Origin of the sequence: Brevibacillus panacihumi (genome assembly GCF_003710985.1) — a bacterium.
GTDB classification, from domain to species: domain Bacteria; phylum Bacillota; class Bacilli; order Brevibacillales; family Brevibacillaceae; genus Brevibacillus; species Brevibacillus panacihumi.
Window position 1 is genome coordinate 37,777 of record NZ_RHHT01000007.1, and the last position, 26,004, is coordinate 63,780.

Consider the following 26,004-nt stretch of genomic DNA (forward strand, 5'->3'; position numbering starts at 1 on the left):
TCGCAGGAGCATCTGTGTATCCGTCTAGGGGGGAGAGCGTTGAAACCAAAATTATTGGAAATCAAAGGGTTGAAGACTTATTTTCAAACAGAAGAAGGGGTTGTCCCGGCAGTAGACGGGGTAGACATCGTGGTATATGAGGGAGAGACGGTTGGCATCGTAGGGGAATCAGGCTGCGGAAAAAGCGTTACGTCCTTGACCACGATGCGGTTGACGCCGGGGAAGGTAGTGGCAGGCTCAATCTCGTTTCAGGAGCGTGATCTGCTTGCCTTGTCTGATGAAGAGATGAGGAAAGTGCGCGGAAACGAAATGGCGATGATTTTCCAGGAGCCAATGACTTCTCTCAATCCCGTTTTTACCATTGGGCAGCAGATCGGTGAAGCGATCGAGATTCACATGCAATACAGCAAACAACAAGCCAGAGCCAGGGCCATCGATATGCTGAAGCTGGTCGGCATTCCTCGGGCTGAACAGATTGTGGATGAATATCCCCACCAGTTGTCAGGCGGGATGCGGCAGCGGGTCATGATTGCGATGGCCATGTCATGCAATCCCAAGCTGCTGATCGCCGATGAGCCGACAACAGCCTTGGATGTGACTATTCAAGCGCAGATTCTGGACTTGATGCGGGAATTGAAGGAGAAGCACAATACGGCAATCATGATGATTACCCATGATCTGGGTGTCGTGGCGGAGATGTGCGACCGGGTTATCGTCATGTATGCTGGAAAAGTAGTCGAAGAGGCTGATGTCGTCACCTTGTTCACCAATCCCAAGCATCCGTATACACAGGGTTTGATGAAGTCAATTCCACGCTTGAACGGAACGGATGAGCGTCTGTATTCGATCAAAGGAAGCGTTCCGATACCGGGTACGCTGCGAAAAGGGTGTACGTTTGCTCCCCGCTGTGAATATGCGACGGACATCTGCAGGCAGGAGATTCCAGAACTGAATGAAATCGAAGACAATCACTCCTGCAGATGCTGGCTCTACGAGGCAAAGGGGGAACAGGCATGAGCATGAGACAAACGCCGTTGGTCGAAATCAGAAACTTGAAAAAGTACTATCCGATCACGAAAGGGCTGCTCAAGCGGACAGTCAACCATGTAAAGGCCGTAGACGGATTGGATTTTACCATTTATAAAGGGGAAACACTGGGGTTGGTAGGCGAGAGCGGCTGCGGCAAATCCACCACAGGGCGGACCATTCTGCAACTGCTGCAGCCAACCGAGGGAGAAGTCATCTATGAGGGAAAAAATCTGGTAGGGATGAAACCGAGAGAACTGCGCAAATTGCGCAAGAACATGCAAATGGTCTTTCAGGATCCGTACGCGTCGCTGGACCCTCGTTTGACAGTGGGCGAGATCATTGCCGAACCGATGGAGATTCATCGGCTATACGCCGGCAAGGAAAAAGACAAGCGTGTGGATGAGCTGCTGGAAGTCGTCGGATTGAGCAGCTACCATGCGAAGCGACATCCGCATGAATTCAGCGGCGGACAGCGACAGCGCATCGGGATTGCCCGGGCATTGGCTTTGGAGCCGCAATTGATTGTGGCGGATGAACCGGTCTCCGCACTCGACGTCTCGATCCAGTCGCAAGTGATCAATCTTTTGCAGGATTTGCAGGGGCAGTTTGGTTTGACCTACTTGTTTATCGCACATGACTTGAGCGTGGTGAAGCATATCAGTGACAGAATCGGTGTGATGTATCTGGGGAGAATGGTGGAGCTGGCGGACAAACATGATTTGTACGATACGCCTCTGCACCCCTACACGCAGGCACTCTTGTCTGCTGTTCCCGTTCCCGACCCGTTGGCCAAAAGAGAGCGTATTGTGCTGCAGGGAGATGTCCCTAGCCCGGCCAATCCGCCCCAGGGATGTACGTTTCACCCCCGCTGCCAGGCGTGCATGGAAATTTGCAAGACGCAAAGACCAAAGTGGACAGAAGTAGACGGGCGATATGTCGCCTGTCACCTCTATGAATAGCGAGTAGTCGGAGATAAGAAAAGATCGAGCAGGCCAAGAGAAGGGCTACTCGATCTTTTTTTCGTATTGGGTCTGCACGTAATGGACAAAACGATCTACAGCGGACAGTCCCAAAGAAGACTCCCGATACAGCATCCAGGTTCTACGCATGAGGGCTTCGCCGTTCGTATAGTGCAGGTCGATGGAATAAAACGCATCCCGGTCACGGTCAACCAATGCCCCGCGGGGGATGATCGAATAGCCCAAACCGTTGAAAACCATTTCTTTGCAGGTCTCTACCTTGTCCACGTTCATGATGATCAGAGGGGGACCGTCGAACCGTTCGAGCCACCAATTATCAATGATTTTGGAGATCAACGGATTCGTAGGATTAAATCGGCTCTTTGCGGGAACATAATTGATCCGCGGCAGCTTTGGCAGGTCGTCCAAATCGATGGGCTGTTTGGAAATGATACAGAGAGGCTCTTCCGTGATCACCGATTTTTTTTCGAGCCACTTGTAATCTCCCGTGACGATTCCGACATGAACATCCTCGTTCTGCAGCAATTTCATCACTTCGGAGCTCCAACCGGTATTCACATTCACTTCTACCTTTGGATACAAAACAAGAAACTGCTTGATCAAGGATGGCAGTTTATACAAGGCGAAGTTGCTTGAACAGCCGATCCGCAGCGAGCCTTGCACATGCTTGCTCATGCTGAGGACAGCATCCTTTGTTTTCCGGCGTTCCAGCAGCATCCTTTTGGCGTATTTGACGAGGTATTCTCCCTCGGGGGTAAAGCTGATCTTTTTATTGCTTCTATAAATGACCTTTACGCCAAATTCCTGCTCGATCTGCTGAATGCGATACGTCAGCGCAGGTTGGGAAATATACAGTTTTTCGGCTGCTCTGGTCAGATTCTTTTCGTCGTAGATCGCTTCTAGCAAGGACCAGTCCTGGTCATTCACAGCTTGTCCCCCCCTTACCCGTTAGGGCTATTCTACATGAGGGAGGCCAAGTTGAAAAGTTTACAGCCACCACTTTTCCTGCGGCAGCAAGACCACGCGCAGGGAGGTGCTCTGTTCAAACCAGCGCTTCATCTGCGTTTTCATCACCAGGTATTCCGATGCCGAATGAGAGACGCCGATCAAGGACATGGTCGTTTCCGCGACGTACTCCATCATCTGGGCGAAGCGTTGTTTTCCGTAGGGGTTGTCAATGTGGCAATGGATTTCTCCGGTGATGTACGCTTGCGCCCCCAGCGCCCGCCAGCATAAAGCCATTGAAGCGCTGCACGAAATCAGCTTCAAAAAAGTGAGCCCAATCGAAACGGAGCGGCTCATAAACCATGGGAATGAAGCGGCGAAATGCTGGGTCAGCTTCCCATTCGTCTAAGCAAAACAGTCGATCAAGCCTTGCTCCGATGGCACGGCGTGATTCCATGTCGGCATTCATCTCCTTGTTTATGCTTTATCGAAAAATGAGAGGAGGTACGAAATCACACCCGCAAAAAGAGGACCGATAATCAAGAAACCCAGGAAGATGGCGACCAGCTTCATCGGTGTGGACAGTCTCTTGGATTCCTGCAGCCGATCCAGTTTTTCATTCATCTTTCTCAGTTCTTCGAGAACTTGCCGATTGATGTCGTCTGACATTTTCTTTCCCCCATTAAAAGAAGATCGCCTTTTGTCTGAAAAATCCAAGTTGTTCCTCCATCCTATCACAAAAAACCACCCCATTACGAACGGGGTGGTGAGGTCTCCAAAAGCTTGCGCACTGCTTCCTGCATCGCCGCCAAATCCGGTTCAGACAAGGAGTGCTCCTGGTAGCGGTACTGCTCATAAAAGCGTGTAATGCTCTCCGCCAGCTCGATCTGAACGGGATCAGGCAGCTGAGTGCGCAGTCTCTGCAAGAATTCCTGCGTAGTCTCATAGCGATGGATCGGGATGCTTTGTGCCGCCATATGCTGCAAGAACTGGTAATAAGCGTAGCGAACGGGCTCTTCTGATGGACCTTTTCGGTTTTTGAAAAAGGTATTCAGATCGAGCAGTGGTTGCCCCGGCTCTGACTCCGATGGCTCCAGGTCGGAGATCGTCGTTTGCAAGACAGGCAAGGATGGTGCTTCCTCGCCAGCCTTCGGTGCATGTCGGCGCTTCCAGATAAAGCGCGCCAGCAGGACGGCCGCCAGCAAGACTAGCCCTGCGATCAGGTAAGGCTCCAATGCCGTAAAGAGCGGTTCTCCGGCACCTTCCAGTTCTTCGTACGGCTGATCCTTGCCCATCTCTTGATTATTTTTGATTTCCTCCATCTGCCTGTTGGCGAATAGCCCAGCCGTCCAACTCGACAACATCTGAAGGAGCGGGTCGAACAAATTGTACAACAGTTCCCAGAATGGCTCTTTCAGCCAGGCCCAAAGAACGTGGAGGAGCCAAAGCAGGGAATAGCCGCCCAAGAGATACCCGCTCAGGAGCATAATTCGCGTCAACAGCCATTGGGCCGATAGGGTCAGCCGGATGCGGACAGGCGGACGACCATGCGGGATTTGCACATGTGACATGTACAGGCAGGCATTCAGCACCAGATAACTGGCGAGGATCACCGCGAGCATCCCGTAAAAGGCGTGCGGATCAAAAGGAGCCCTCGCATTAGCGGGAAGAAACAGGGCAGCCAAAGTCAGATGCGTCAGACAGATGGCATTGGCGAATATAAAACGTCTTAGCAAATTGTCAACGTGGAAGATGTCCTGAGACAGTTCATGGATGCGCCAATAAAGCCCGCCTGCCAGCAGCAACGCGATCAGCCAGGAATCAAACCAGTAGAAGCCAAGTAAGGCTGCACCCGCAAGCAACGGATAGAGCAAGAGATGCAGGAGGGTGTTTTGTCCGCCTGCCCGGTAGAGCCAGCCCCCGATGAGGAAGGGGAAGGATACTGCAATCGCGAAGACCAGCATTTCGGTCTCTCCTGCCGCGAGATAGCCGAAGAGCATCAAAGCGCTTGCTGCCAGCAATGCCTCCAGCCAAAAGCTTACTCCCAGTCGGCCCAAAAACGAGAAGCTCATCGTGCCACCACCTTTCTCCGGCGATCGGCTGCTGCCTCATACCGACGGAGGACAGGCTCTTCCTCCGAGACATCCAGTACGGCAACCTTGTGGCCACGCCGCTGCAGCCGTTCGATGGAAGCGGCGGTCTGTTCGTCCAGACGCGGCGTGATGAGCAGAATGGCTTCCTTCGAGGAGCTTTCCTCCAAGCGGCGCAGCAGAGAGGCCAATGGCGTCGTGAAAAAGTGGTGGAGCTGGGCGAGGTGGGTCATGATCTGGAGATGATGGGTTTTACCGCTCCCCGCAGGCACATGGTACATCTCCCGACCGCGCTGCTTGACAGTGAGAAACAGCTCGTAGCCGAGCGAGCGCTTGCGACAGTAGATGGATAGCGCCGCCAAAAAAGAGATGGTGCGCTCGTTTTCGGCATCATTATGCTTTTGCAGCTTCGGTTCGTACGATGGCAGAATATGACCTACGAGACGCCAGTTGGAACGGGCGGTATGCTCGAACAAGCGCGTTTGCAGCGCGTTCGTCTTGGCTGTGGCCTTCCAGTGGATCTGTTTCATCCGGTCGCCTGGGGAATAGGGTCTGACCCCGCGCAAAAATGTCGGATCTTCCTGCCGTCTTTGCCGGGAAAGGCTATTGCCGTCTGGCTCTGTCTCCTCAAAAGCGATGGGGGGCAGCGGCAATGGCGACGGGTAGACCAGCAGGGAAAAAGAGAGCGGCAACAGCACCGGAGTTGCTTCTCCGGCAAACAATGGCATCGTCTGCGTCTGCACATCTGTCAGCCAAATGGTGCCGCGCTTGTGAGGAGTCAGTACGAGCGCGCGTGCCGCACTTCTTCGGGCAGGCACATCCAGGCGCAGATGGACGATCATCCGTTGGTTGTGAACACTGCTCTCATCCGCCCCGTCTACGGTGACGTGATCGGGCAAGGTGATCCGCAGCCAGGTAGCAGGGAGCGGAAGCCACGAACGATTATGAAGCTTGATCGTGACATGTACCGGTGTTCCCGGCATGACCCGGCTTTGGTCAGCGGACCACTCCACTCGCAGCCAGCGTCCAAGCCGTGCTTGCCACCAATCCTGTGCAGCCGGGAGGAAAAAGAACAGCCCGCCGAAAAGCCATAGGAACCAGCTTCCGGAGAAAAGCGCGCCGAACAGCAAGAGAAAGCCGATTAATTGAAAGGGCTGTTTCGCATTCATCGCCTACACACTTTCTTCGACCGGGGTCGGGACTGTTTTCAGAATTTCCGCGATGACTTCCTCCTCCGTGACATGAAGCTCTGCCTCCATCGAGAGACGGATGCGGTGCGTAGCCAGGCTCGGGAAGACGTGCTTCACATCATCGGGCAAAACAAAGCTGCGTCCATCCAGGAAAGCAGACGCCTGCGCGCAACGGACCAGCGCGAGCATGGCGCGGGGGCTGATGCCTACCTCGATCGAGCGATTGTCGCGCGTCGCTTCGGTCAGGTCGATCACATACTCTTCCACCGTAGAGCTGACGTGCACCTTGGTTACTTCCTGCTGCAAGGCGACGATCTCGTCGACCGAGATGACAGGCTGTATCGCCTCGAGCGGGGATTGACTGCGGAAGCGGCGCAAGATCTCGCGGGAATCCTCGCGATTGCCGTATCCCAGGGAGATTTTGAATAAAAACCGGTCCAGTTGCGCTTCAGGCAATGGGTAGGTGCCTTCTGATTCGATCGGGTTTTGTGTCGCGATGACCAGCATGGCAGGAGAGAGCGGCAGCGTCACGCCTTCGATGGACACCTGGCGTTCCTCCATGCATTCCAACAGGCCGGATTGTGTGCGCGGGGTCGCGCGGTTGATCTCGTCGGCCAGCAGAATGTCAGCGAACACGGGTCCTTTGCGCAATTCAAAGTCGTTGCTGCGCTGGTTGAACACATGCAGACCGACAATATCGGATGGCAGCAGGTCGGCAGTGAATTGTACGCGGTTGTACGTACCGCCGATGGACTGAGCCAATGTTTTCGCAAGCACCGTTTTCCCCATGCCGGGAAGATCCTCCAGCAAGACATGGCCGCGGGCGAGAAGGGCAGTAACCAGCAGTCGAATCTGTTTGTCTTTTCCGACAATGACGCGGTTAACGGTATCCAGCAGAGTGTGTAAAGAAGACTGGGGCATAAAAACGCTCCTTTTATTTTCAGAATCTAGGGGATCACCCGACCTTCATTATACAGTACGAGGGAATTCCTTTTGCCAAATTTTAGAATTTTTTATCAATGTGATAAGACTGTTGCATAGCGCGAAAATAAGGCAGGAACAAGCCGAGCAAGGCGATGGCGACAATCAATAGGCCCATGCCGATATACAGTGAGCGAATCCCGAGGGACTCTCCTAACTGACCGCCCAGCCAGACCCCTAGCGGCATGGTCAGGCGCATGATCAAAAGCCTGACGGATAAGACGCGCCCCATCAGATCAGGCGGGACTGAGCGCTGATACAGACTGGTGCTGTGTACGTGGAAAAAGGGGGCGGCAATCCCGGCGATAACCTCGATTGCGATGGCGACCCAGACGTGCTGGACGAGGCCAAGTGCGACAAAGGTTGCGCCTCCGATGGCGATAGAGCCCAGCATAAGGACATGCTTTTGCGCGTATCGGGCAGAGAATGGCGGTACGAGCAGAGCTCCGAGCAAATACCCAAGCGGAAAACCGGCCTGGAACAACCCTACATGCAGCGAAGTGCCGGACAGCTCGTCGACCACGTAGGGGATGGTCAAGACCAGAGTGATCCCCACAGCAAATTGGACGACAGCCAGAAAAACACCCAGCCACAGCAATAGCGGCTGTTCCCGAAACACGTGCAGGCCGGCGAGAAACATCGTGACCCACGGCTGCTTCTCCACCTTTTTCTCCCCTGCTTGGATGGGGCTGTACAGCAAAAGAAGTCCGCTGATCCAAAAGCTCATTGCGACCATTGCCAATACCCAGGTGCCCTCCAAAGCGACGACAATCGCGCCCCCCAATACGGGTCCGCCGATCATCGCCATGCGCAGCACACCGTCCAGGGTGGCATTGGCGCTGACCAGCTCCTCTTTCTTCACGATGGAAGGCAGCAGGGACTGACTGGCCGGTACATAGAGTGGCTGGATCAGTCCATTGACCAGAGAAGTGAGATAAAACGGCCATTGTACCTCAGGCCACAGAAACAGAACGGCGAAGGAGAGGCAAAAGGCCCCGCCGCGCATCCACTGGCAAAATACGAGGACGCGTTTTTTCTCCCAGCGGTCCAGGTAAGGACCTGCAACCAACTGCAGCGCCAGAGAAGGCAAAAAGTAGAGCAGCCACAGTCCGCCGACTGCCGTATAGGAGCCAGTCGCTTGAAAGATCAGCCAGCTTGTAGCCAAAGTCCCCAGCGTGGCCCCCAGCTCGGAGACGAGTTGTCCCAGCAGGATCGATAGAAAAGGGCGTTGGCGCAGAAGAGGCGGAGTCGTCAAGTGTGTTCTTCCCCCGATCCGGCGCTATCTATGAAATGTTCCAACTGTAGAGGTAGCCTGTCCAGAGCGGGTTTTCGCAATCTGTATTTTGTGCCGGCCGTTTCTACGAGATGTGCGGAGCGCAGCATGGACAGATGATGGTGTACCGTTGATTTGCCGAGCTGTAGCTGCTCCGTCAATTCCTGCAGGCTCTTTTCCTGCCCGGCAAGGATTTTGACCAGACGAAGCCGATGCTCGTCACCCAGCGCCTTCATCATTTGTACGAGCGATTGCGGTGGACGATAGGGATCAGCCTGCTCGAACAGATGCTGCTCGGCTACCGGGTAATAGAAGATCTTTGTAGTTTCCTTGTCGGCTTGCACGGTCCAGGGGCGGTAGATGGCTTGAGGGATGAGCAATACGCGAGTCACGGCAGGCTCCGGAGGATAATCGCCGTCTGTAGCATAAGCGACAAGCTCTTCTGCCGACCATTTTCCCAACAAGGACTCTTTTTGTGCCCGGTCGCGCTCGAGCATGCGCGTAATCTCCGCCTCGCACGGTTTTACATGAGTCAGATACCAGCCATTCATCAGCACGCTCAAATGCTTGCGCAGTTCTTCCGGATCTGCCGCGGTTACGTGCGAGATGTAGGCAGGGAAAAAGAGATGCCCCTGACAAGCCTGGATCAAGGCGAAGATATCCTCTTCGCTGCCTGCCGCTGCTCTGCGTCGAGCAGACTGAAGCTCGTCCCCGAGAAAAGGCAAGGCCAGATAGCGCAACTCCTCTGCGCTTAGCTGTTGGAGAAAATCCAGAAACGCTTCCAGATCGGCAAAATGTTGCGCGTGCAGCAGTTGCAGCAGGGTTTTCCAAGTGTTGTACTCTTTTGCATAGGAAGCTTCCGACCTGACATCAGGGGGGAGATCGGCCAACATCTGCTGCCAGTAGGCAGGCGGCTGATTCAAAGTGGAATGGATGTCGTCATAGGTTGCGGCTGCGATTCCCAGCGCTGCTTCAAAAAGTGGAGAATGATGCAGCTCTACTTGATACGTCGTACGGCTTCTGCCCATGTTCAAGCGTTTCATCGAATCACTCTTTTCGTAAGGATAGATCTGATTGTTCTAAAATAATCGAATAAAATATTCTGTGTTTATCGAACAAAATCCTCTTTTAGATCCACGCCTATTTCCTGTCCACACAAATACAAGTTGAAACATTTGAAACGGGGCATCGTATGAACAGATACAAAGTGCGGGAAATCCAGGGAGGGAGCTGCAACGGATGGAATCGAGAGAGACGTTGCTACAGGCATTGAAGGAAGTGGAGGCTTGGGAGCGCGATCAGAACGATTTGTGGTTCTGGGAGAAGCTCGGGAGGCTTCCATTTGTCCTTTTGGATCGCATCACGCCCGCCTTCGTGAGAGAAAAGCTAGGGACAGCAGTGGATGAGATGACCGCTTTTCTGGAGACGGGCGGAACCTACCTGGTACAGGCGGAGCCTATCTATCAAAGGTTTCGCCAGCGGCTGCATCCTAAGAAGCCCGCTGACATCGGGGGAGAGGAGATTGCGGCAGCACCGCTTGCGATGATGAACGAGGTGGCGATGGAGCTGCGAGAGTCGAGAGCAACCTTCGCAGCCGTGCAAGGAGCGACGACTGGGATTGGCGGTATTTTTACGCTGGCTCTGGACATCCCTTTGCTGCTCGGGACCTCGCTCAAAATCCTGCAAGAGATTGCGCTTTGCTACGGGTATCGTCCGCACGAGAAGAAGGAGCGGCTGTTTGTGGTGAAATGCCTGCAGTTTGCCTCGTCTGATATCGTAGGGAAGAAAGCCATTTTAGCGGAGCTGTCCCGCTTTGACGAGCCCAACGCGCAAAAAGACGTGATCGCGCAGTTGCAGGGCTGGCGGGAGGTAGTCGTGACGTACACGGAAAACTTCGGTTGGAAAAAATTGTTCCAGATGGTGCCGATAGCCGGAATCCTGTTCGGGGCCTATCTGAATCGTTCTACTGTGCAGGATGTGGCAGAGGCGGGGATGATGCTGTACCGCAAGCGGCGCATTCTGGAGCGGTTGAGGGAACAGAATCATTTCGCAGGGCAATAAAAAGGGGCTTTTCCGCAAGTGTTTTGCTTGCAGAAAAGCCCTTTTCTTTGTCAATTGTATATGATTACACAGCGCGGATCGCGACAGCTTTTTGCAGCGCTTGCTCCAAATCGCCGATGATGTCCTCGATCGCTTCGGTTCCGACAGACAAGCGAACCATTCCCGGGGAGACGCCGGCTGCGATTTGCTCGGCTTCATTCAATTGCTGGTGCGTCGTGCTGGCAGGGTGAATGATCAGCGACTTGGAATCGCCCACGTTGGCGAGGTGGGAGAAGAGCTTCACGGATTCAATCAGCTTCTGCCCTTCCTTCACGCCGCCGCGAATGCCGAAGGTGAGGATGGCGCCAGCGCCTTTTGGCAGGTATTTCTTGGCCAGCTCGTACTCGGAGTTGGTTTCCAGCCCCGGGTAGTTGACCCACTCCACTTCTGGATGGTTTTCCAGGAAGCGGGCGACAGCCAACGCGTTTTGGCTGTGGCGCTCCATGCGCAGATGCAGCGTCTCCAGTCCCTGCAGGAACAAAAAGGAGTTGAATGGCGCGACTGCCGCTCCGATATCGCGCTGCAGCTGCACGCGTGCTTTGAGGATGTAAGCCAATGGACCGAGTGCTTCGGTGTACACTACGCCGTGATAGCTCGGATCCGGCGTCGTCAGTCCCGGGAATTTGCCGTTGTCCCAGTTGAATTTGCCGGAATCGACGATGATGCCGCCAATTGCAGTCCCGTGTCCGCCGATGAATTTGGTCGTGGAGTGGACGACGATATCGGCACCGTGGTCGAAAGGACGGCAGAGGATCGGCGAGGCGAACGTGTTGTCTACGATCAGCGGAATGCCGTTTTCATGAGCTACTGCGGAGATCGCTTCGAGATCTGCCACGTTGATGCGCGGATTGCCGATCGTCTCGACGAAGACGGCTTTGGTCTTTTCATTGATAGCAGCGCGGAAGTTCTCCGGATTGGATTGATCCACGAAGTGCACCTTGATCCCCAGACGCGGCAAGGTATGGGCGAACAGATTGTACGTCCCGCCGTAAAGGCTGCTGGAGGCGACGATTTCATCCCCGGCCTGGGCGATATTGAGAATAGAGAAGGTGATCGCTGCCTGACCGGATGAGGTAGCCAGTGCCCCTACGCCGCCTTCCAACAGGGCGACGCGCTTCTCGAAAGCATCTTGCGTCGGGTTCATGATCCGGGTGTAGATGTTCCCCAGCTCCTTGAGCGCGAACAGGTTTGCGGCATGCTCCGTATCGCGGAATACGTACGAGCTGGTCTGGTAGATCGGGACGGCTCGGGAGCCTGTCGCGGGGTCTACCTCCTGTCCCCCGTGAATCGCGAGGGTTTCTGGTTTCCACTGTTGTTGATCGGACATGATTATCTCTCCTTTTTTCTGTGAGTAGATGAAATAAAAACGGAGCCTTCTCCTGGGAAGAAGAAGGCTCCGGACATGCCGTATGCGTACATTCATCTCCCAGAATCAACAGATTGGATTCTGCAGGAATTGGCACCTCGCATCTGACATGCAGGTTGCCGGGTTTCATCGGGCCTGTCCCTCCACCACTCTTGATGAAAACATCTTTTTCTGATTGTTATCACAATTGTATGGAATTGCTATTCTTCTGTCAATGGCGGAAATGTAAGTTATCAGAGTGGCTTTTGGGGATTTTTGCGAAAGTGATTGCCCGACAGGCATGAAAAAAGAGGAGAGCAGTTGATCTGCAATCCTCTTTTTGTTTTTTCGCTTAGTCCTTTTTGATGGTCGCGTGTGTTCCGTCGCAATTTCCTTCTGCGTTTTTGGTTTGACCGCATCTACAAGTACCCATTTTCGTCCCTCCTATCCCCATTTCTAACTTGATTATAAATAACTTACTTTTAAAAAACAAGTTAATTACTAATCGTAATTCAGGATTTACATAGCACTCATGTCGAGAGAGCTTTGCCTTCAATTTGTAACCCTTTAGCCTCCCCGCGTTCACAAACACTTTGCTGACATGAAGGGTTTTCCATCTTGCTTGTGATACGCTTCACATAAGTAGTGATTACAAGCAAGGAGCCTGAGGGAGGAGAGCGCAATGGAACTGGATAACACGATGTTGGCCCGTCTTTTAACCTCGCTGACACTCGGCTTTCATATTATCTTTGCAGCAATGGGGGTAGGGATTCCCGTCATCATTTCTGTTGCAGAATGGCTGGGCATCCGCAAAAAAGACCCGATGTACACCCTGATGGCGAAGCGGTGGGTGAAGGGCTTTACCGTGACGGTCGCTGTCGGTGTCGTGACCGGTACTTGTATTGGTTTGCAACTTAGTTTGCTCTGGCCCAGCTTTATGAAAGTGGCAGGAGAAGCGATTGCACTGCCGCTCTTTCTGGAGACGTTTGCCTTCTTCTTCGAGGCGATCTTTCTGGGGATTTATCTATATACTTGGGATCGTTTCAAAAATCCGTATATTCACTGGTTGTTTTCGCTTCCCGTGATTCTAGGGTCAACAGCTTCCGCTTTTTTCATCATGACGGTTAATGCTTTCATGAACACCCCGCAAGGCTTCACGCTGGAGAATGGATCGATCGTCGATATTCAACCTCTGGCGGCCATGTTTAACCCGGCTACGCCATCCAAAGCAGGGCATATGATCCTGTCGGCCTATACGGTCTCTGCGTTTATCCTGGCGGCGATTGCGGCGTGGAAAATTCTCAAGGGCAACAAGCATGTCTATTATAAAAAAGCATTGAACTTCACCATGGTTCTCAGTCTGATCTTTGCGATCGGAACAGCAGTGTGGGGAGATATTGCGGGGAAATTCCTCGCGCAGTACCAACCAGCCAAGCTCGCCGCAGCGGAATGGCATTTTGAGACGAAGACGGAGGCAGAGCTGATTCTTGGAGGCGTGTTGGACCCGGTTACGAATGAGGTAAAATACGGCCTGAAAATCCCGTATGCGCTGAGCATCCTGGCTACCAATTCACCGATCGGGGAAGTGATCGGGCTGGATCAGATCCCAAGAGAGCTGTGGCCGCCGCTCTTTATTCACTACCTGTTCGATGGCATGGTCGTCATCGGGATGTATTTACTGGTCGTCCCGCTTGTCTACTTTGCATGCAAGCGATGGAAAAAAGGCGAGCTGCCGCGCTACCTGATGCACCTGATCATCTGGGGAGCGCCGCTGTCCATGCTGGCGATTGAGCTGGGCTGGATTTTCTCCGAAGTGGGAAGGCAACCCTGGATTCTGGTCGGCTACATGAAGACGTCCAATGCCGCGACGACAGCAGACAACGTCGGGGAAATGCTGATCTTGTTCTCCTTGCTGTACACATTCCTGGCGGTCGTCTGCACTCTCGTCCTGAAGCGGATGTTCAAGAACAAACCAGCAGAGGCAGAGCTGTAAAAGCGATCAAAGGAGGGAGCTTTGCATGCCACTGGAAACGCTGGCCATCACCGTGTTGTGGATCTTTTTGTACGGGTATTTGATCGTCGCGTCGATTGATTTTGGCGCAGGATTTTTTGCCTACTACTGCAACCTGACGGGACGCGACCATATCGTCAATGGAATCATTTCGCGCTATTTGTCCCCCGTGTGGGAAGTGACCAACGTCTTTCTGATCTTCTTTATGATCGGATTGATCGGATTTTTCCCCGACACGGCCTATTACTATGGCACAGCTCTCTTGGTGCCTGGTAGCATTTTTCTGGTGCTTCAATCGCTGCGCGGCTCCTTTTATGCCTTCGCGCATTACGGAGCCCGCAACAGTAAGGCGTATCAGTTCGTGTACGGAGTCACTGGCCTTTTTATTCCCGCCTCATTGGCGACGGTCTTGACGATTTCCGAAGGAGGCTTTCTCGAAAAAACGGGGGATGAGATTGTACTGCTGACGGGGAAGCTCTTCACCAGCCCTTACTCCTGGGCGGTCGTTTTTCTTGCGATTGTCAGTGTGCTGTTTATCAGCGCGAGCTTTCTGACGTACTATGCAGATCGCGCCAAAGATACGGCAGCTATCAAATTGCTGCGCTCGTACGCGGTGGCATGGAGCCTGCCGACGATCTTTGCCAGTTTTCTAGTCTTTCTTTCCATCCATCAGCACAATCCGGAGCATTTTGCCAACATGATGGATGTGAGCTGGATGTTCCTGCTCTCCTTCGCGTGCTTTTGCGGAGCGCTAGCTCTCCTGTTAAAGAAGCGCAACTACGGCTGGGCTTTTATCCTAGTGATGCTGCAATTCGCCTTTGCGTTCTTCGGATACGGGCAGTCTCACTTGCCTTATCTGCTGTATCCCTATATCACCATCGCGGACAGCATCGCTAGTCCGGCCATGAGCCAGGCGCTGGTGATCGGCTTGATCGCAGGTCTGTTCCTGTTGATCCCTTCCCTGATTTTGCTGATGCGCTTATTCTTGTTTGACGCACGTTATGTAGAGGGCCGTCCCGTTAGAAAATGAAGGGAGCATATGATATGATGATGGGGAAAAAAGACCTTGAATCAATCATATATAGGAGGGTCCACATGAGCGACCAAGTAAAAGAGATTACACCTGAGGAATTGGAGAAAAAACTGGAGGCAGGTGAACCGGTGCAAGTGATTGACGTGCGCGAAGTGGATGAGTGGAACGCTGGTCATATCAAACAGGCCAAGCTGATCCCGCTCGGCTTTTTGCCGCACCGCGTCGATGAGCTGGACAAGAGCACACCAGTCGTGATGGTATGCCGCAGCGGTGCCCGCAGCCATCGTGCGACGGAGTACCTGCAGGAGATGGGGTTTGATGTAGCCAACATGGTCGGCGGAATGCTCGCTTGGCCAGGAGAAAAAGAGGAATCCTAGATCGGGCATCCCGAAGGTTTGGGAACGGGAGAAGAGAAGCCCGGGGAATAGTATGGGGAGGAAGTTCGTGTGAGTGAAGGAAAGCAACAGGAAGCATCGGTGAAAAAGCACTGGTTTCCCGTATTGGCAGGCATTTTGGTTCTGGCGATCATCGTTGTGATCGGGTATCCGTACATGCAAAAATCCCAGATCCCGGTCATCAAGGCTTTGAATGATTTTACGCTGGACAATATTGACGGCACGAAATATACCTTCTCGGAAAGTACGGGAAAAGTGCGTCTGGTCGAGTTCATCTTTACCAATTGCCCGGATATTTGTCCGGCCACGACCTACAATATGTCCCAACTGCAAGAGCAGCTCAAGGAAAAGAATCTGTTCGGCGACAAGGTAGAGTTCGTCACCATCACGTTCGATCCGGAGTTCGATACTGCGGAAGTGCTGCAGGCGTACGCCGAGAAATTCCATGCAGACCAGAGCGGCTGGAAGTTCCTGCGCGGCGACGACAAGGCGATCGAGGCGGTCACCAAAGATTTCGGCATGGGTGTCATGAAGCTCCCGGACGAGAATTCACCGACTGGCTATTCGATTACCCATACAGCCCGCATGTTCCTCGTCGATGCAGACGGCAACATGCGCCAGGCATACGGCATGGCAGCGGATATGGATATGGATTTGATGATGAAAGAGATGGCCATCTTGGCAAAATAACAAAGCGCCCACTTGCGATTGCTTGGTGAAGCGAGAGCATGAGGGCGTTTTTTTAATCATTTTAAAGGTAAGGTTGGGGAGACGTGGAGCTGGCTGAGGAAAAAGAAGAAAAAAGCGCAAGGCTTTTGGGATCTTGACTCAGCCGGAACGGAAAAGGCGGAACACGCTTTTAGCGGACAACCTTGAAACCGCTTCTTCGAATCGGCTGCTTTTGGCCGCGGTTCCGCCTTTGGAGTGGGAGGCGGCCAGGAATGACCCCCAGCAAAGATCCCAACCGGCCTGGAGTGTTTTCTTCTTTTTCCTCCTCTCCACCACAGTTCGATCAACAACCACACAAAAAAAGCCCAAACCAAAGGTAGGGAATCGCCAACGATTGGCAAAGCTAGATGAAACGAATGACGTCCGTTGTGATACAATAGAAATGGCATGCTTGGTTCGGGTTCCCAAAATCATGCACGATGATGCTAGGAGGAAAGAGTTTGAGTGACGTTAAGATTTTTGCGATGGGCGGACTCGGCGAGATCGGAAAAAACATGTATTGCGTCGAGTACGAGGATGAAATCATCATCATTGACTGTGGAGTAAAATTTCCGGAGAACGAGATGTTCGGGATCGATCTGGTCATTCCCGACGTCTCCTATCTGGTTTCCAATCAGCATAAAATCAAAGCCTTGCTGCTGACGCATGGACATGAGGATCACATTGGGGCGATTCCTTATGTCATGAAGCAAATCAAGGTGCCGATCTACGGCGGTCGTCTTACCCTGGGCTTGGTCAAGGCGAAGCTGGAAGAGCACCGCATGCAAAACGACGTGACGCTGATTCCGATTTCGGAAGACACCGAGATTCCTTTTGGTAAACTGAAGGCGTCTTTCTTCCGCACCAATCACAGCATCCCGGATTCGTTCGGTATTGTCTTGCATACGCCGGAGGGCATGGTCATCCATACGGGAGACTTCAAGTTCGACATGACGCCTGTCGGACATACGACCGAGTACGGCAAAATTGCCCGCATCGGTGCAAGCGGGGACGTATTGGCGCTGCTTTCGGATAGTACCAACAGCGAGCGTCCTGGTTTTACCGCATCTGAACGCACCGTAGGCGAAGGCATCCTGGAAGTCGTGCAAAAAGCGCGTGGACGAATCATTTTGGCTACCTTTGCTTCCAACGTACATCGTCTGCAACAGGTCGTCGATGCTGCGCAGGAATGCAATCGCAAGGTAGCGGTAATCGGCCGCAGCATGGAAAAGGTTTTTTTGATTGGACAAGAGCTGGGCTATATCCAGATGCCGGAGGGCATGCTGATCGATATCAAGCATATCGACAATTACGCCGACAATCAGGTTTTGATCATTTGCACCGGCAGTCAGGGAGAGCCGATGGCAGCTCTGACGCGGATCGCTTCGGGCTCGCACCGGACGGTCTCCATCTATCCAGAGGATACAGTGATCATCTCCGCGTCCCCGATTCCGGGGAATACGGTCAATGTGAGCCGGACGATTGACAAGCTGTACCGTGCAGGAGCCAATGTCATCTTGAGCCATGTCTTTGACATTCACGCATCGGGCCATGGCAGCAGCGAAGAGCTGAAGCTGATGCTCAACTTCATCCGTCCGCGTTACTTTATCCCGATCCACGGGGAGTACCGCATGCTCAAGACCCACTCCAAGCTGGCACAGCAGGTGGGCATCGACGAGAGCAATATTTTCATCATGGACAATGGAGATGTGCTGAACTGCAGCCGGGAGAAGGCGTGGCTCAGCAAGGTGTCGGCTGGCATCGTTCTGATTGACGGTAGCGGCATTGGGGATGTCGGGAATATCGTTCTTCGCGACCGCAAGCATTTGGCAGAGGATGGCCTGATGGTGGTCGTCGTCAGCCTCGACATGAAGAACTTCAAGATCCTGACTGGTCCCGATATCGTCAGCCGCGGCTTCGTCTACGTGCGCGGCTCCGAATCGCTGATCCAGGAAGCGACGGCCTTGGTTCGCCAACGCTTGCAGGAAGCATTGGAGAAGAAGATCAAGGAATGGTCCGAGCTGAAGTCGCAGATCAACGAAGTGATCAAGCCGTTCATCTATGAAAAAACGGGCCGCAACCCGATGATTCTTACCATTTTGATGGAAGTGTAGCGCAACACACTTCCTCATTCTCCAATGGGAATGAAGGGGTTATAATAGGAATAACGGAAATGAGAATAAAGGAGAGACTGCCCGATGATGTCTTATGAAGCATACATGAGCCAAGTAATCCAGCCGATGCGTGATGAACTGACTCACAACGGTTTTCAAGAGCTTCGCACAGCAGAAGAAGTAGAACAAACCTTGCCAAACCAAAAAGGTCTGACCCTGGTCGTCGTGAACTCCGTCTGTGGCTGTGCCGCAGGTCTGGCTCGACCAGCCGTGGTTCATTCGCTGAACCACCCGAAAAAACCAGTTCACCTCTATACCGTTTTTGCCGGACAAGACAAGGAAGCGACAGCGAAGGCCCGCGAGTATTTTGAAGGCTATGCACCGTCTTCCCCATCCTTTGCTATCATGAAAGACGGCAAAATCATGACGATGATCGAACGCCATCAGATCGAAAACAACGATCTGCAATCGATCGCCAATTTGCTGACCAGCGCGTACGACAAGTACAGCGAATAAGATCAGGGAAATAAGAAAGGCGCTCTTCCTAGGAAGGGCGCCTTTTTGTATGGAAAAAGCCGTTATGGCAGCGAGATTGAGAACAATTTCTTTGCCAGCTCCGAGAAGCTTTCACTCTCGACGTCTTCTTTTGTCATGCTTCCATTTTCCCATCGTGTAAACGAATGGTTGGTCAAGGTGAGGCTGCCTGTCTCTGTCAATTTGGTGATGAGCGGCGTTTTGTTAAAGGGAGATTCAGGATGCTCGGCAATGATCTTCTGAATCAGATTGCAGGCAGACAAATCGGGCAGCTCGATCCGGGAATCAAATGCGTAGCCGATTCTCCAATCCGCATCCTTGTGCTTCAGCTTCAGCTCAAGTACATGGTCGCCGTGCGCGCTCTTTTCTTTTCTGACCCGGAATTCTCCATTGAAGGAGCTGATTGTTTCACCGGTTAAAGGGACAGGCTTTAATGGCAGATTTCCTCCGAAGCCTGTATCGAGCAAATAGGTGCTGCCCGCATGACGCAGCAGGATGGCGACATGGGTTCTTCCCAGCCTTTGATATTCCTGTGTTTCATTCTGGTACACAACTCCGTTTGTCAGCGCAACATCAAGCCCGTTTTCCTTTAGGAACAGATACAGCAGCGGGTTTAACTCATAGCACAGCCCGCCTTGGTTTTGCTGCAGGATCTTGGCGATGAGTCGGTCTTCGGAGATGCCAGCACCGTTTTGTTGGATGACGCTCAGGTTTTCAAAAGGGATGGTCACTGCTGTTCGTTCCAGGACTTCATCCAAATTCTCAAAGGTGACAGGGCTGTTTTCTGGCAGGCCAATTCGCTTGCGAAACAAGGCATTCAGTTCGCTCATTTTTCATCCCTCCACGATTATAATAATACCTGATCAATGATGTTCTCATGACCTCAACAAATAGGGGTATCTCGTTTGCCCAAAAAAGGTTGAACGGAACTTTTTTTACTTCCATAATATACTAAATAGTTTAAAAAGTATACTAAAGTGGTGCGGTTACTTGGGGAAGAGGAAACTGGCGGTGGTAACGGGTGTTATACGCGAATTGGGCCGAGCAATGCTGGATCGGTTTCACGAACTCGATTGGATGGTAGCGGGTTGCGGGCGCTCAGTGGAAGCTGTGGAGGAACTGCGCCGGCAATTTGGTGAAGCACATCATTTTTCGGTTGTGGATGTAGCAGATCAGCAAGAAGTGGGCGGAGGAAGTGGTCCAGCGCCTTGGTCCCAAGGAGAATGGAAGGTCGCTTACTTGTCCCAGAGTTAACTAGACTTTCGAGACAACGTTTCCGTTATGGAGACGGTATTTTCCCGTTTGCCTATGCAAGAGGGGGCAGAAGAACCATTAGCATATAGCTTCTGTTTAGACTGAATCGCTCACCCCGCGTTGGGAGTGAGCGATCTTTTTTTATGAGCAATCTTAGCACTAACTATTGTGAATGGCTCATCAGCTTCTGCCGATCCCGCTGCAAATACGCGTGAAGCATGCAGAGAAGAACCGCAGCAAACGATACTACGGTAGAAATCAACAAGCTCGACTCGACCCCGCCTTGATCGTACACATATCCCAAGGCAAGCGGTCCCAGCAAGCGCCCCACTGCCGTAATCGAGCCGACCACCCCGAGGTAAAAGGGAGCCATCTCTCCCGTCCGCTCCGAAATAAAAGTAGGGATCGTGGGGGCGATCAGCATTTCGCCGAAGGTCGTAATGACCATACCAGTAACAAAGGCAGCATAGCTATCGTGCAAGAAGAGCATAAAGGCAAAGCCGCAGCCGTACGCAACTGCGCTGGCGACGAGCTGTGCGGACAAATTTTGCCGCATCAGGCGTTTGACCCAGGAAATCAGAGGCTGACCGGCAAAAATAATAATCCCGTTTACGGTCCACAGCCAGCTGTAAGCAGACAACGGCATGCCTTGGCTGGTCAGATAAGGCGCGACCCCCGTATTCCACACTGTAGTGGAAAAGAAAATAAAGCCTCCGCCAAGCGCCATAAACAAATATACACGGTAATTGAGCAGCAGCTGCAAGGTTTCGGCACCAGTTCGCCTGGCTGCTTGCTCGTGATCCTTGCCGACGAGATCTTTATGGGAAATATGCTTCATGATCAGGAAGAAGAACAGGCCGAACAGCAAGGTGCTGACGCCATTGATAAAAAAGGTCAACTGAAACGAAAATGTCGCGATCAAGCCTGCCAACGCCGTTCCGATCGCCATGCCCATATTGTTTCCTACATAGACGATATTAAAGATCTCTCGCCGCTGTTCTTTCCAGCGGAAACCGATAAATGCCTGAATCGCGGGCGCAGACAGATTATACGTAAAGCCCAGGCACATCATGATTCCCAGATACACAGGCCAGCTCTGTGTAAGCGGGATGGAAAGCTGAAAAAGACCTTGCAGGAACAAGGCTCCGACGATGAGACGCTTGGCTCCCAGACGGTGAAAAAGCGAACCGCCGACAAACTGGCCGAAGATTCCGGCAATGGATTGAAGCATGAGTACAAAACCGGCTTCTGTCATTGTGCGCCCGAGTATCGTATGCACGTACAAGGTAGTCAAAGGCCACATGAATGCACTGCCTGCCGCATTGATAAAGCTGGCAGTGAGAAATAGCATCGCCTCTCGAGGATAGCGTTGCAAAAGAGAAAACGGCGGTATCATCTCTATTCACCTTCTCTGGTAAGATAATGTAAGTATAGAATATTTTTGAAACTTTGTAAACAAAAAAGTTTGTTATATGCTTGGCCGTACCCAAATATAGGCTGCTCCACATTAATCTGATTCGAGTATACTAAACAAAGGACGAAAGTGAGCAATGGAGCAAAGGTGGAGTCTTTTTGAAACGAATCGGGAAACGAATACTTGTCCTGTTGTTGTTTTGTTTAGTAGTAGCGACCGGCTATTATGGATATGCCTTTTATCAATTTTCGCAGGGAATTCAGCAGCCTAATCTGGTCGAGCCGAATCCAGCCCCTTCTGCAGGGAGCAGTGAGTGGACGAAAGCCGCAGAGCTTCCTCGCTGGGATGGCAAAGACCGCGTCAACATCCTCCTTATGGGGGTAGACCGCAGGGGGAATCGCAATAGCGGGTTGCCGCGGTCAGACTCGATGATGCTCGTCAGTCTGGACCCGGAACACAAGCGTTTTGATCTCTTTTCCATTCTACGGGATACCTACGTGGAGATTCCCGGCTACGGCGAATCGCGAATCAATGCTGCCGTGGTGAATGGCGGACCGGAACTGGCGATGAAAACAGTGAGCAAATTTACCGGATTGCCGGTTGATCGCTATGTCATAACGGATTTTGAGGGCTTCAAGGCGTTGATTGATACGATCGGCGGCGTTGAATTGGATGTGGAGAAGAACATGTACTACCACGATCCGACCGATAAGGGCCGTTACGACATCAATCTGAAAAAAGGGCTTCAGAAGCTTGATGGCGATAAAGCTTTGCAATACGTCCGCTTCCGTCACGATGCAACCTCGGACTATACGCGGACTGAGCGGCAGCGCAAACTTTTTGCGGCCGTAGCGAAGCAGATGAGGCAGGGAACGACGTTGATTCAGTTGCCGACGATTCTGAAGGAAGTGACACCCTATATTCAGACCAATATCAGCTCGATGGATATGCTCAAGCTTTCCGCTCTTGGTCTGCAGCTTGACACAGACCATCCGGGCAACTACCAGCTTCCTCCTATGGGAATGTTCCGTGAGTCGCATCGTGCAGGTTCCGTGCTCGTGCCCGATGTTGCCCAGGTGCAGAACTTTATGAAGGAAATACTCGAATCACCAGAAACGAAGGAAAAAGCAGCAACAAGTACAAGTACAGACGAATAGGGAAGCTCAGGCTGCCGGGAGGATCTCGGCGGCCTTTTTCTTTTTGTGAAAAAATATAATTAATTGTTAAACATTTGACGATATAAAAGTAGGTTGTATATTTCGCATATAGCGGAGGGGACATCGATGAAAAAACTGATTTCAACCAGCCTGATTCTTGCTTTATTGGCTGTAGCACCGATCGCAGGTGTACACGCGGGCGATAAAGGAAAAGAATCGGAACGAGCAAAGCAGGAAAGCAAGGCCAATGAGAAGGCTGAGAAAGAAAAAGAAAAGGCTAAAGAGAAGGAAGAAAAGGAAAAAGAGAAAGCCGAGAAGGAAAAGGAAGAGGCAAAAGAAAAGGCTGAGAAAGAGAAAGAAAAAGCTGAGAAAGAGGCCGAGAAGGCCAAAGAGAAGGCTGAGAAAGAAGCCGAAAAGGCGAAGGAAAAAGTTGAGAAGGTATTAGAAAAAGCGGAGAAGGAAGCAGAAAAAGCGAAAGAGAACGCCGAAAAAGAGGCCAAAAAAGCAAAAGAGGAATTAGAGAAAGCGGCTAAAAAGGCGGAAGAAGATAAAAAGAAAGCCGAAGAAAAGGCTCAGAAAGAAATCGAGAAGCTTCAGGTAGAAGCCAAAGCCAATGCAAATGCCAATGTTGACTACGAGGCCAAAAAAGCAGCCATTCAACAAGCTGTACAAGCGAAAAAAGAGCTGATTGACCTTCGGATACAGTTGAAGAAAAACCCGGTGGTAACGGATGAGCTGAAAGCAAAATACGAAGAGCTGACCAGCCGCCTGGAGCAATTGTCCGAGCTGCAGCAAGCGCTGGAGGTTCAAAAGGAACTTCTGGACCGTTTCTACAAGCCAGGTGACAAGAAAAGCTTTGAGAAACTGGGTGAGTTGTACCAAAAAACAGGGGCAAGCGGGCTGAAAGCCTTCGTAAACGGGAAAGAAGTGGTAATGGACGTAGCTCCGTTCCGGGAAAAAGGCCGTGCTCTGGTACCTGTGCGTGCAGTAAGTGCCTCCCTGAATGCTGAAGTGGAGTGGAAAGCGGAGACCCGTGTCGTTGAAGTGGTGCGCGGAGACAAAAAGATCGTGCTTTACCTCGATTCTGGAGAAGCGGAAGTCAACGGTCAAAAAGTAACGCTGGAGACCAAGCCAGTCCTGAAAAACGGACGCGTGTTCCTGCCGCTCCGTTTTATCGGGGAAGCGCTGAACACCAAAGTCGACTATGAGGAAAAAGGTGAAATCATCATCATAGAGGATGAAGAAGCCGTTGATCCAGTTGTAGAAGAAGAAGCGGAAGCAGATGCGGATGTTGAAGCAGACGCAGAAGCAGAAGCGGAAGCAGATGCGGATGTTGAAGCAGACGCAGAAGCAGAAGCAGAAGCAGAAGCAAATGCAGAAGCTGGTACAGAAGCAGACGCGGAAGCTGCTGCTGCAGAATAATCATTTTCATAAAGAGCGATAGGCCCGGACGTTTTCCGGGTCTTTTTCTTTTACTCATAAACAAATAATCCTGATAAATCCTCTTTTCTAGGAGCTTCATTCCCGCCAAAACGCTCATCTGACCAAGCCGTTCTTTATATTTATTCATAGTTATATTAATATTCATAAAATTTAATGAAATCTATCCAAAACCCATTCCCAAAGGATATCCGCTCAAGTATATTTTGGTGGAAAAAGATTTCAGATAAAGGGGGATTTTTGGAATGAAGAAAAAGATTTCCATGCTGGCAGGTCTTACTTTGCTGGTGGGAACCATCCTGGCAGGCTGCTCGGGAGGCGGAGGCCAAACGACTGCACCTGTCCAGCCGGGAGAGATCAAACAAGAGACGCCGGCTGCACCGAGCGATGTAGAACAGCTTTTCCGTGCCAACCTGACGAGTGAGCCTTCCACGGCCGATCCGGGACTGGCGAAGGATGCGACATCCGGAGCGGTTGTACGTGCTACCTTTGACGGTTTGACACGTCTGGATGCCAATTCCAAGCCGATGAACTCTGTAGCCTCCGATGTGAAGCTCTCCGATGACAATCTCGTATACACCTTCACACTTCGTGAATCCAAATGGAGCAATGGAGACCCTGTGACCGCACACGACTTCGAATTTGCTTGGAAACGCGTGTTGGATCCCCAGTTTGGTGCCGAGTATGCGTATCAACTGTACTACATCAAAAACGCGGAGAAAGTTCATAAAGGCGAGGTTTCTGCTGACGAGCTGGGCGTAAAAGCGCTTGACGACCATACCCTTGAAGTCACATTGGAGAACCCGACGCCCTTTTTCCTCCAGTTGACAGCTTTCTATACGTACTTCCCTGTGAACAAAAAGGTAGCGGAAGCCGATCCCAAATGGGCGATGGAAGCAGCTACCCATGTGAGCAATGGTCCATTCAAGATGACAGCTTGGGAGCACAAAAGCAAAATTATCCTGGAAAAGAACGAAAACTATTGGGATAAAGACGTCGTGAAGCTGGATAAAATTGAGTTCGCCATGATCGAAGACGACAATACCGCCTTGTCGATGTTTGAAAACGGCGAGCTGGATTGGGCCGGCCAACCGCTCGGTGGGCTGCCAGTCGATGCGGTGCCTGCATTGAAAGAATCCGGCAAGCTGGTCATCCATCCGAAAGCGACCATGTACTGGTACAAAATCAACACCACCAAAGGTCCTTTGGCGAATGTGAAGATCCGGAAAGCGCTCTCTCTCGCTGTCAATCGCCAAGAGATCGTAGACAACATCACGCAGGTAGGGCAGGTTCCAACGATGGGGATGCTGCCGCAATCCATGATTCTCAAAAAAGAAGGCTATTTCAAAGACAACGATGTGGAAACCGCGAAGCAATTGCTGGCAGAGGGCCTGCAAGAACTGAATCTGAGCCAATTGCCAACCATTACGCTGTCCTATAATACGACTGACCGCCACAAGAAGATTGCAGAAGCGATTCAAGACCAGTGGAAAAAATCGCTGGGGATCGATGTCAAATTGATGAACAAAGAGTTCAAGGTACATCTGGACGACATGCACCAGCTGAACTATGAAATTGCCCGGATCGGCTGGAACGCTGACTTTAATGATCCGATCAACTATCTGGAGATGTTCCGCGACCAGAATACAGGCAACAACGACACAGGCTGGGAAAACGAGCGCTACAAAGAATTGCTGAAACAATCCGCTTTGGAGAACGATCCGGAAAAACGCAATCAGATCCTGGCGGAAGCAGAAGCCATTTTCATGGAAGATATGCCGCTCATTCCTCTCTTCACCGACGTAGACATCTGGGTCCAAAACGACAAGGTAAAAGGCGTTCAAGTAGACGGTCTCGGCTTCATCGACCTGAAGTGGGCAGAAATCACACAATAAAAACATCCGAAAAATACATGAAACGCAAATAAATAGCAGAAGCTGTAGGAGATATCCTGCAGCTTCTTTTTTTATTGGTTGTTAGTGGGGTAATAATTTTTTACAATTGCGCAATA

The 26,004-nt window shown here is 51.8% G+C and carries 23 protein-coding genes, 1 pseudogene and 1 riboswitch; of the genes and pseudogenes, 13 read left to right on the forward strand and 11 right to left on the reverse strand.

Annotated elements, in window-relative coordinates:
• Positions 1 to 39: 39 nt before the first annotated feature.
• On the forward strand, positions 40 to 1,017 hold the full coding sequence (locus tag EDM58_RS05135; RefSeq protein ID WP_023556734.1) for an ABC transporter ATP-binding protein: 978 nt from the start codon (positions 40 to 42) through the stop codon (positions 1,015 to 1,017).
• Between the two features lie 2 nt (positions 1,018 to 1,019).
• Positions 1,020 to 1,988 carry an ABC transporter ATP-binding protein gene (locus EDM58_RS05140; protein WP_122912467.1) on the forward strand — a complete coding sequence of 323 codons (969 nt, stop codon included), beginning with the start codon at positions 1,020 to 1,022 and terminating at the stop codon, positions 1,986 to 1,988.
• 45 nt (positions 1,989 to 2,033) lie between these two features.
• On the opposite strand, the gene EDM58_RS05145 is transcribed toward EDM58_RS05140, so the two are convergent.
• The 8 genes and pseudogenes from EDM58_RS05145 to EDM58_RS05180 form a co-directional block, all read right to left on the reverse strand.
• Positions 2,034 to 2,936, reverse strand: a complete 903-nt coding sequence (locus EDM58_RS05145; RefSeq protein ID WP_122912403.1) for a LysR family transcriptional regulator — start codon at positions 2,934 to 2,936, stop codon at positions 2,034 to 2,036.
• A gap of 60 nt (positions 2,937 to 2,996) precedes the next feature.
• A pseudogene (locus EDM58_RS26145) lies at positions 2,997 to 3,227 on the reverse strand (Nif3-like dinuclear metal center hexameric protein); the annotation flags it as partial.
• A 204-nt stretch (positions 3,228 to 3,431) separates the two neighbouring features.
• Positions 3,432 to 3,623 (reverse strand): hypothetical protein, encoded by a 192-nt coding sequence (locus tag EDM58_RS05155; protein ID WP_122912404.1) that lies wholly within the window; start codon positions 3,621 to 3,623, stop codon positions 3,432 to 3,434.
• An 83-nt stretch (positions 3,624 to 3,706) separates the two neighbouring features.
• Positions 3,707 to 5,026, reverse strand: a complete 1,320-nt coding sequence (locus EDM58_RS05160; protein ID WP_122912405.1) for a DUF4129 domain-containing protein — start codon at positions 5,024 to 5,026, stop codon at positions 3,707 to 3,709.
• Positions 5,023 to 6,213, reverse strand: coding sequence for a DUF58 domain-containing protein (locus EDM58_RS05165; protein ID WP_122912406.1), 1,191 nt, complete (start codon positions 6,211 to 6,213; stop codon positions 5,023 to 5,025). Before EDM58_RS05165 ends, EDM58_RS05160 begins: the two co-directional genes overlap by 4 nt.
• 3 nt (positions 6,214 to 6,216) lie before the next feature.
• The gene (locus tag EDM58_RS05170; protein WP_023556727.1) at positions 6,217 to 7,155 is read right to left on the reverse strand and encodes an AAA family ATPase; all 939 of its coding nucleotides are present in this window, start codon (positions 7,153 to 7,155) and stop codon (positions 6,217 to 6,219) included.
• Positions 7,156 to 7,237: 82 nt separating this feature from the next.
• On the reverse strand, positions 7,238 to 8,470 hold the full coding sequence (locus EDM58_RS05175) for an MFS transporter (protein WP_122912407.1): 1,233 nt from the start codon (positions 8,468 to 8,470) through the stop codon (positions 7,238 to 7,240).
• Positions 8,467 to 9,531, reverse strand: a complete 1,065-nt coding sequence (locus EDM58_RS05180) for an ArsR/SmtB family transcription factor (protein ID WP_122912408.1) — start codon at positions 9,529 to 9,531, stop codon at positions 8,467 to 8,469. Before EDM58_RS05180 ends, EDM58_RS05175 begins: the two co-directional genes overlap by 4 nt.
• Before the next feature lie 196 nt (positions 9,532 to 9,727).
• Here EDM58_RS05180 and EDM58_RS05185 point away from each other — a divergent pair, with 196 nt between their 5' ends.
• Entirely contained in the window at positions 9,728 to 10,549 is an 822-nt protein-coding gene (locus tag EDM58_RS05185) for an EcsC family protein (protein WP_122912409.1), read from the forward strand.
• A 64-nt stretch (positions 10,550 to 10,613) separates the two neighbouring features.
• Here the strand turns inward: EDM58_RS05185 and EDM58_RS05190 are convergent, their stop codons facing one another.
• Complete coding sequence (locus tag EDM58_RS05190) at positions 10,614 to 11,915, reverse strand: homocysteine synthase (protein ID WP_122912410.1); 1,302 nt, start codon at positions 11,913 to 11,915, stop codon at positions 10,614 to 10,616.
• Positions 11,916 to 12,004: 89 nt separating this feature from the next.
• Positions 12,005 to 12,116, reverse strand: a riboswitch (SAM riboswitch).
• A 499-nt stretch (positions 12,117 to 12,615) separates the two neighbouring features.
• Here EDM58_RS05190 and EDM58_RS05195 point away from each other — a divergent pair.
• From EDM58_RS05195 to EDM58_RS05220, 6 genes are all read left to right on the forward strand, one after another.
• Positions 12,616 to 13,926: a cytochrome ubiquinol oxidase subunit I gene (locus EDM58_RS05195; protein ID WP_122912411.1), complete on the forward strand. Its 1,311-nt coding sequence runs from the start codon at positions 12,616 to 12,618 to the stop codon at positions 13,924 to 13,926.
• Between the two features lie 25 nt (positions 13,927 to 13,951).
• A complete protein-coding gene (locus EDM58_RS05200) occupies positions 13,952 to 14,974 on the forward strand; it encodes a cytochrome d ubiquinol oxidase subunit II (protein WP_122912412.1) in 1,023 nt (340 codons plus the stop codon).
• Positions 14,975 to 15,039: 65 nt separating this feature from the next.
• Positions 15,040 to 15,354, forward strand: coding sequence for a rhodanese-like domain-containing protein (locus EDM58_RS05205; protein ID WP_122912413.1), 315 nt, complete (start codon positions 15,040 to 15,042; stop codon positions 15,352 to 15,354).
• A 69-nt stretch (positions 15,355 to 15,423) separates the two neighbouring features.
• Positions 15,424 to 16,062: an SCO family protein gene (locus EDM58_RS05210; protein WP_122912414.1), complete on the forward strand. Its 639-nt coding sequence runs from the start codon at positions 15,424 to 15,426 to the stop codon at positions 16,060 to 16,062.
• Between the two features lie 461 nt (positions 16,063 to 16,523).
• A complete protein-coding gene (rnjA, locus tag EDM58_RS05215; RefSeq protein WP_122912468.1) occupies positions 16,524 to 18,194 on the forward strand; it encodes a ribonuclease J1 in 1,671 nt (556 codons plus the stop codon).
• 84 nt (positions 18,195 to 18,278) lie between these two features.
• A complete protein-coding gene (locus EDM58_RS05220) occupies positions 18,279 to 18,710 on the forward strand; it encodes a BrxA/BrxB family bacilliredoxin (RefSeq protein WP_122912415.1) in 432 nt (143 codons plus the stop codon).
• 62 nt (positions 18,711 to 18,772) lie between these two features.
• Here the strand turns inward: EDM58_RS05220 and EDM58_RS05225 are convergent, their stop codons facing one another.
• A complete protein-coding gene (locus EDM58_RS05225) occupies positions 18,773 to 19,558 on the reverse strand; it encodes an arylamine N-acetyltransferase family protein (protein ID WP_122912416.1) in 786 nt (261 codons plus the stop codon).
• 160 nt (positions 19,559 to 19,718) lie between these two features.
• Between EDM58_RS05225 and EDM58_RS05230 the strand changes: the two genes are divergently transcribed.
• The gene (locus tag EDM58_RS05230) at positions 19,719 to 19,982 is read left to right on the forward strand and encodes an SDR family NAD(P)-dependent oxidoreductase (protein ID WP_246000545.1); all 264 of its coding nucleotides are present in this window, start codon (positions 19,719 to 19,721) and stop codon (positions 19,980 to 19,982) included.
• 163 nt (positions 19,983 to 20,145) lie between these two features.
• Here the strand turns inward: EDM58_RS05230 and EDM58_RS05235 are convergent, their stop codons facing one another.
• Positions 20,146 to 21,378 (reverse strand): MFS transporter, encoded by a 1,233-nt coding sequence (locus EDM58_RS05235; RefSeq protein ID WP_122912417.1) that lies wholly within the window; start codon positions 21,376 to 21,378, stop codon positions 20,146 to 20,148.
• A gap of 176 nt (positions 21,379 to 21,554) precedes the next feature.
• Here EDM58_RS05235 and EDM58_RS05240 point away from each other — a divergent pair, with 176 nt between their 5' ends.
• From EDM58_RS05240 to EDM58_RS05250, 3 genes are all read left to right on the forward strand, one after another.
• Complete coding sequence (locus tag EDM58_RS05240; protein WP_122912418.1) at positions 21,555 to 22,553, forward strand: LCP family protein; 999 nt, start codon at positions 21,555 to 21,557, stop codon at positions 22,551 to 22,553.
• 126 nt (positions 22,554 to 22,679) lie between these two features.
• Positions 22,680 to 23,975 (forward strand): copper amine oxidase N-terminal domain-containing protein, encoded by a 1,296-nt coding sequence (locus EDM58_RS05245; protein ID WP_122912419.1) that lies wholly within the window; start codon positions 22,680 to 22,682, stop codon positions 23,973 to 23,975.
• Positions 23,976 to 24,238: 263 nt separating this feature from the next.
• Complete coding sequence (locus tag EDM58_RS05250) at positions 24,239 to 25,888, forward strand: peptide ABC transporter substrate-binding protein (protein ID WP_122912420.1); 1,650 nt, start codon at positions 24,239 to 24,241, stop codon at positions 25,886 to 25,888.
• Positions 25,889 to 26,004: the final 116 nt, after the last annotated feature.

What these genes read in the sequence shown, in the direction of transcription:
- EDM58_RS05140 (WP_122912467.1), top strand. Translation starts at nt 1,020, where the DNA reads ATGAGACAAACGCCGTTGGTCGAAATCAGAAACTTGAAAAAGTACTAT.
- EDM58_RS05155 (WP_122912404.1), bottom strand. Translation starts at nt 3,623, where the DNA reads ATGTCAGACGACATCAATCGGCAAGTTCTCGAAGAACTGAGAAAGATG.
- EDM58_RS05160 (WP_122912405.1), bottom strand. Translation starts at nt 5,026, where the DNA reads ATGAGCTTCTCGTTTTTGGGCCGACTGGGAGTAAGCTTTTGGCTGGAG.
- EDM58_RS05165 (WP_122912406.1), bottom strand. Translation starts at nt 6,213, where the DNA reads ATGAATGCGAAACAGCCCTTTCAATTAATCGGCTTTCTCTTGCTGTTC.
- EDM58_RS05170 (WP_023556727.1), bottom strand. Translation starts at nt 7,155, where the DNA reads ATGCCCCAGTCTTCTTTACACACTCTGCTGGATACCGTTAACCGCGTC.
- EDM58_RS05180 (WP_122912408.1), bottom strand. Translation starts at nt 9,531, where the DNA reads ATGAAACGCTTGAACATGGGCAGAAGCCGTACGACGTATCAAGTAGAG.
- EDM58_RS05185 (WP_122912409.1), top strand. Translation starts at nt 9,728, where the DNA reads ATGGAATCGAGAGAGACGTTGCTACAGGCATTGAAGGAAGTGGAGGCT.
- EDM58_RS05190 (WP_122912410.1), bottom strand. Translation starts at nt 11,915, where the DNA reads ATGTCCGATCAACAACAGTGGAAACCAGAAACCCTCGCGATTCACGGG.
- EDM58_RS05195 (WP_122912411.1), top strand. Translation starts at nt 12,616, where the DNA reads ATGGAACTGGATAACACGATGTTGGCCCGTCTTTTAACCTCGCTGACA.
- EDM58_RS05200 (WP_122912412.1), top strand. Translation starts at nt 13,952, where the DNA reads ATGCCACTGGAAACGCTGGCCATCACCGTGTTGTGGATCTTTTTGTAC.
- EDM58_RS05205 (WP_122912413.1), top strand. Translation starts at nt 15,040, where the DNA reads ATGAGCGACCAAGTAAAAGAGATTACACCTGAGGAATTGGAGAAAAAA.
- rnjA (WP_122912468.1), top strand. Translation starts at nt 16,524, where the DNA reads ATGCTAGGAGGAAAGAGTTTGAGTGACGTTAAGATTTTTGCGATGGGC.
- EDM58_RS05220 (WP_122912415.1), top strand. Translation starts at nt 18,279, where the DNA reads ATGATGTCTTATGAAGCATACATGAGCCAAGTAATCCAGCCGATGCGT.
- EDM58_RS05225 (WP_122912416.1), bottom strand. Translation starts at nt 19,558, where the DNA reads ATGAGCGAACTGAATGCCTTGTTTCGCAAGCGAATTGGCCTGCCAGAA.
- EDM58_RS05235 (WP_122912417.1), bottom strand. Translation starts at nt 21,378, where the DNA reads ATGATACCGCCGTTTTCTCTTTTGCAACGCTATCCTCGAGAGGCGATG.
- EDM58_RS05245 (WP_122912419.1), top strand. Translation starts at nt 22,680, where the DNA reads ATGAAAAAACTGATTTCAACCAGCCTGATTCTTGCTTTATTGGCTGTA.
- EDM58_RS05250 (WP_122912420.1), top strand. Translation starts at nt 24,239, where the DNA reads ATGAAGAAAAAGATTTCCATGCTGGCAGGTCTTACTTTGCTGGTGGGA.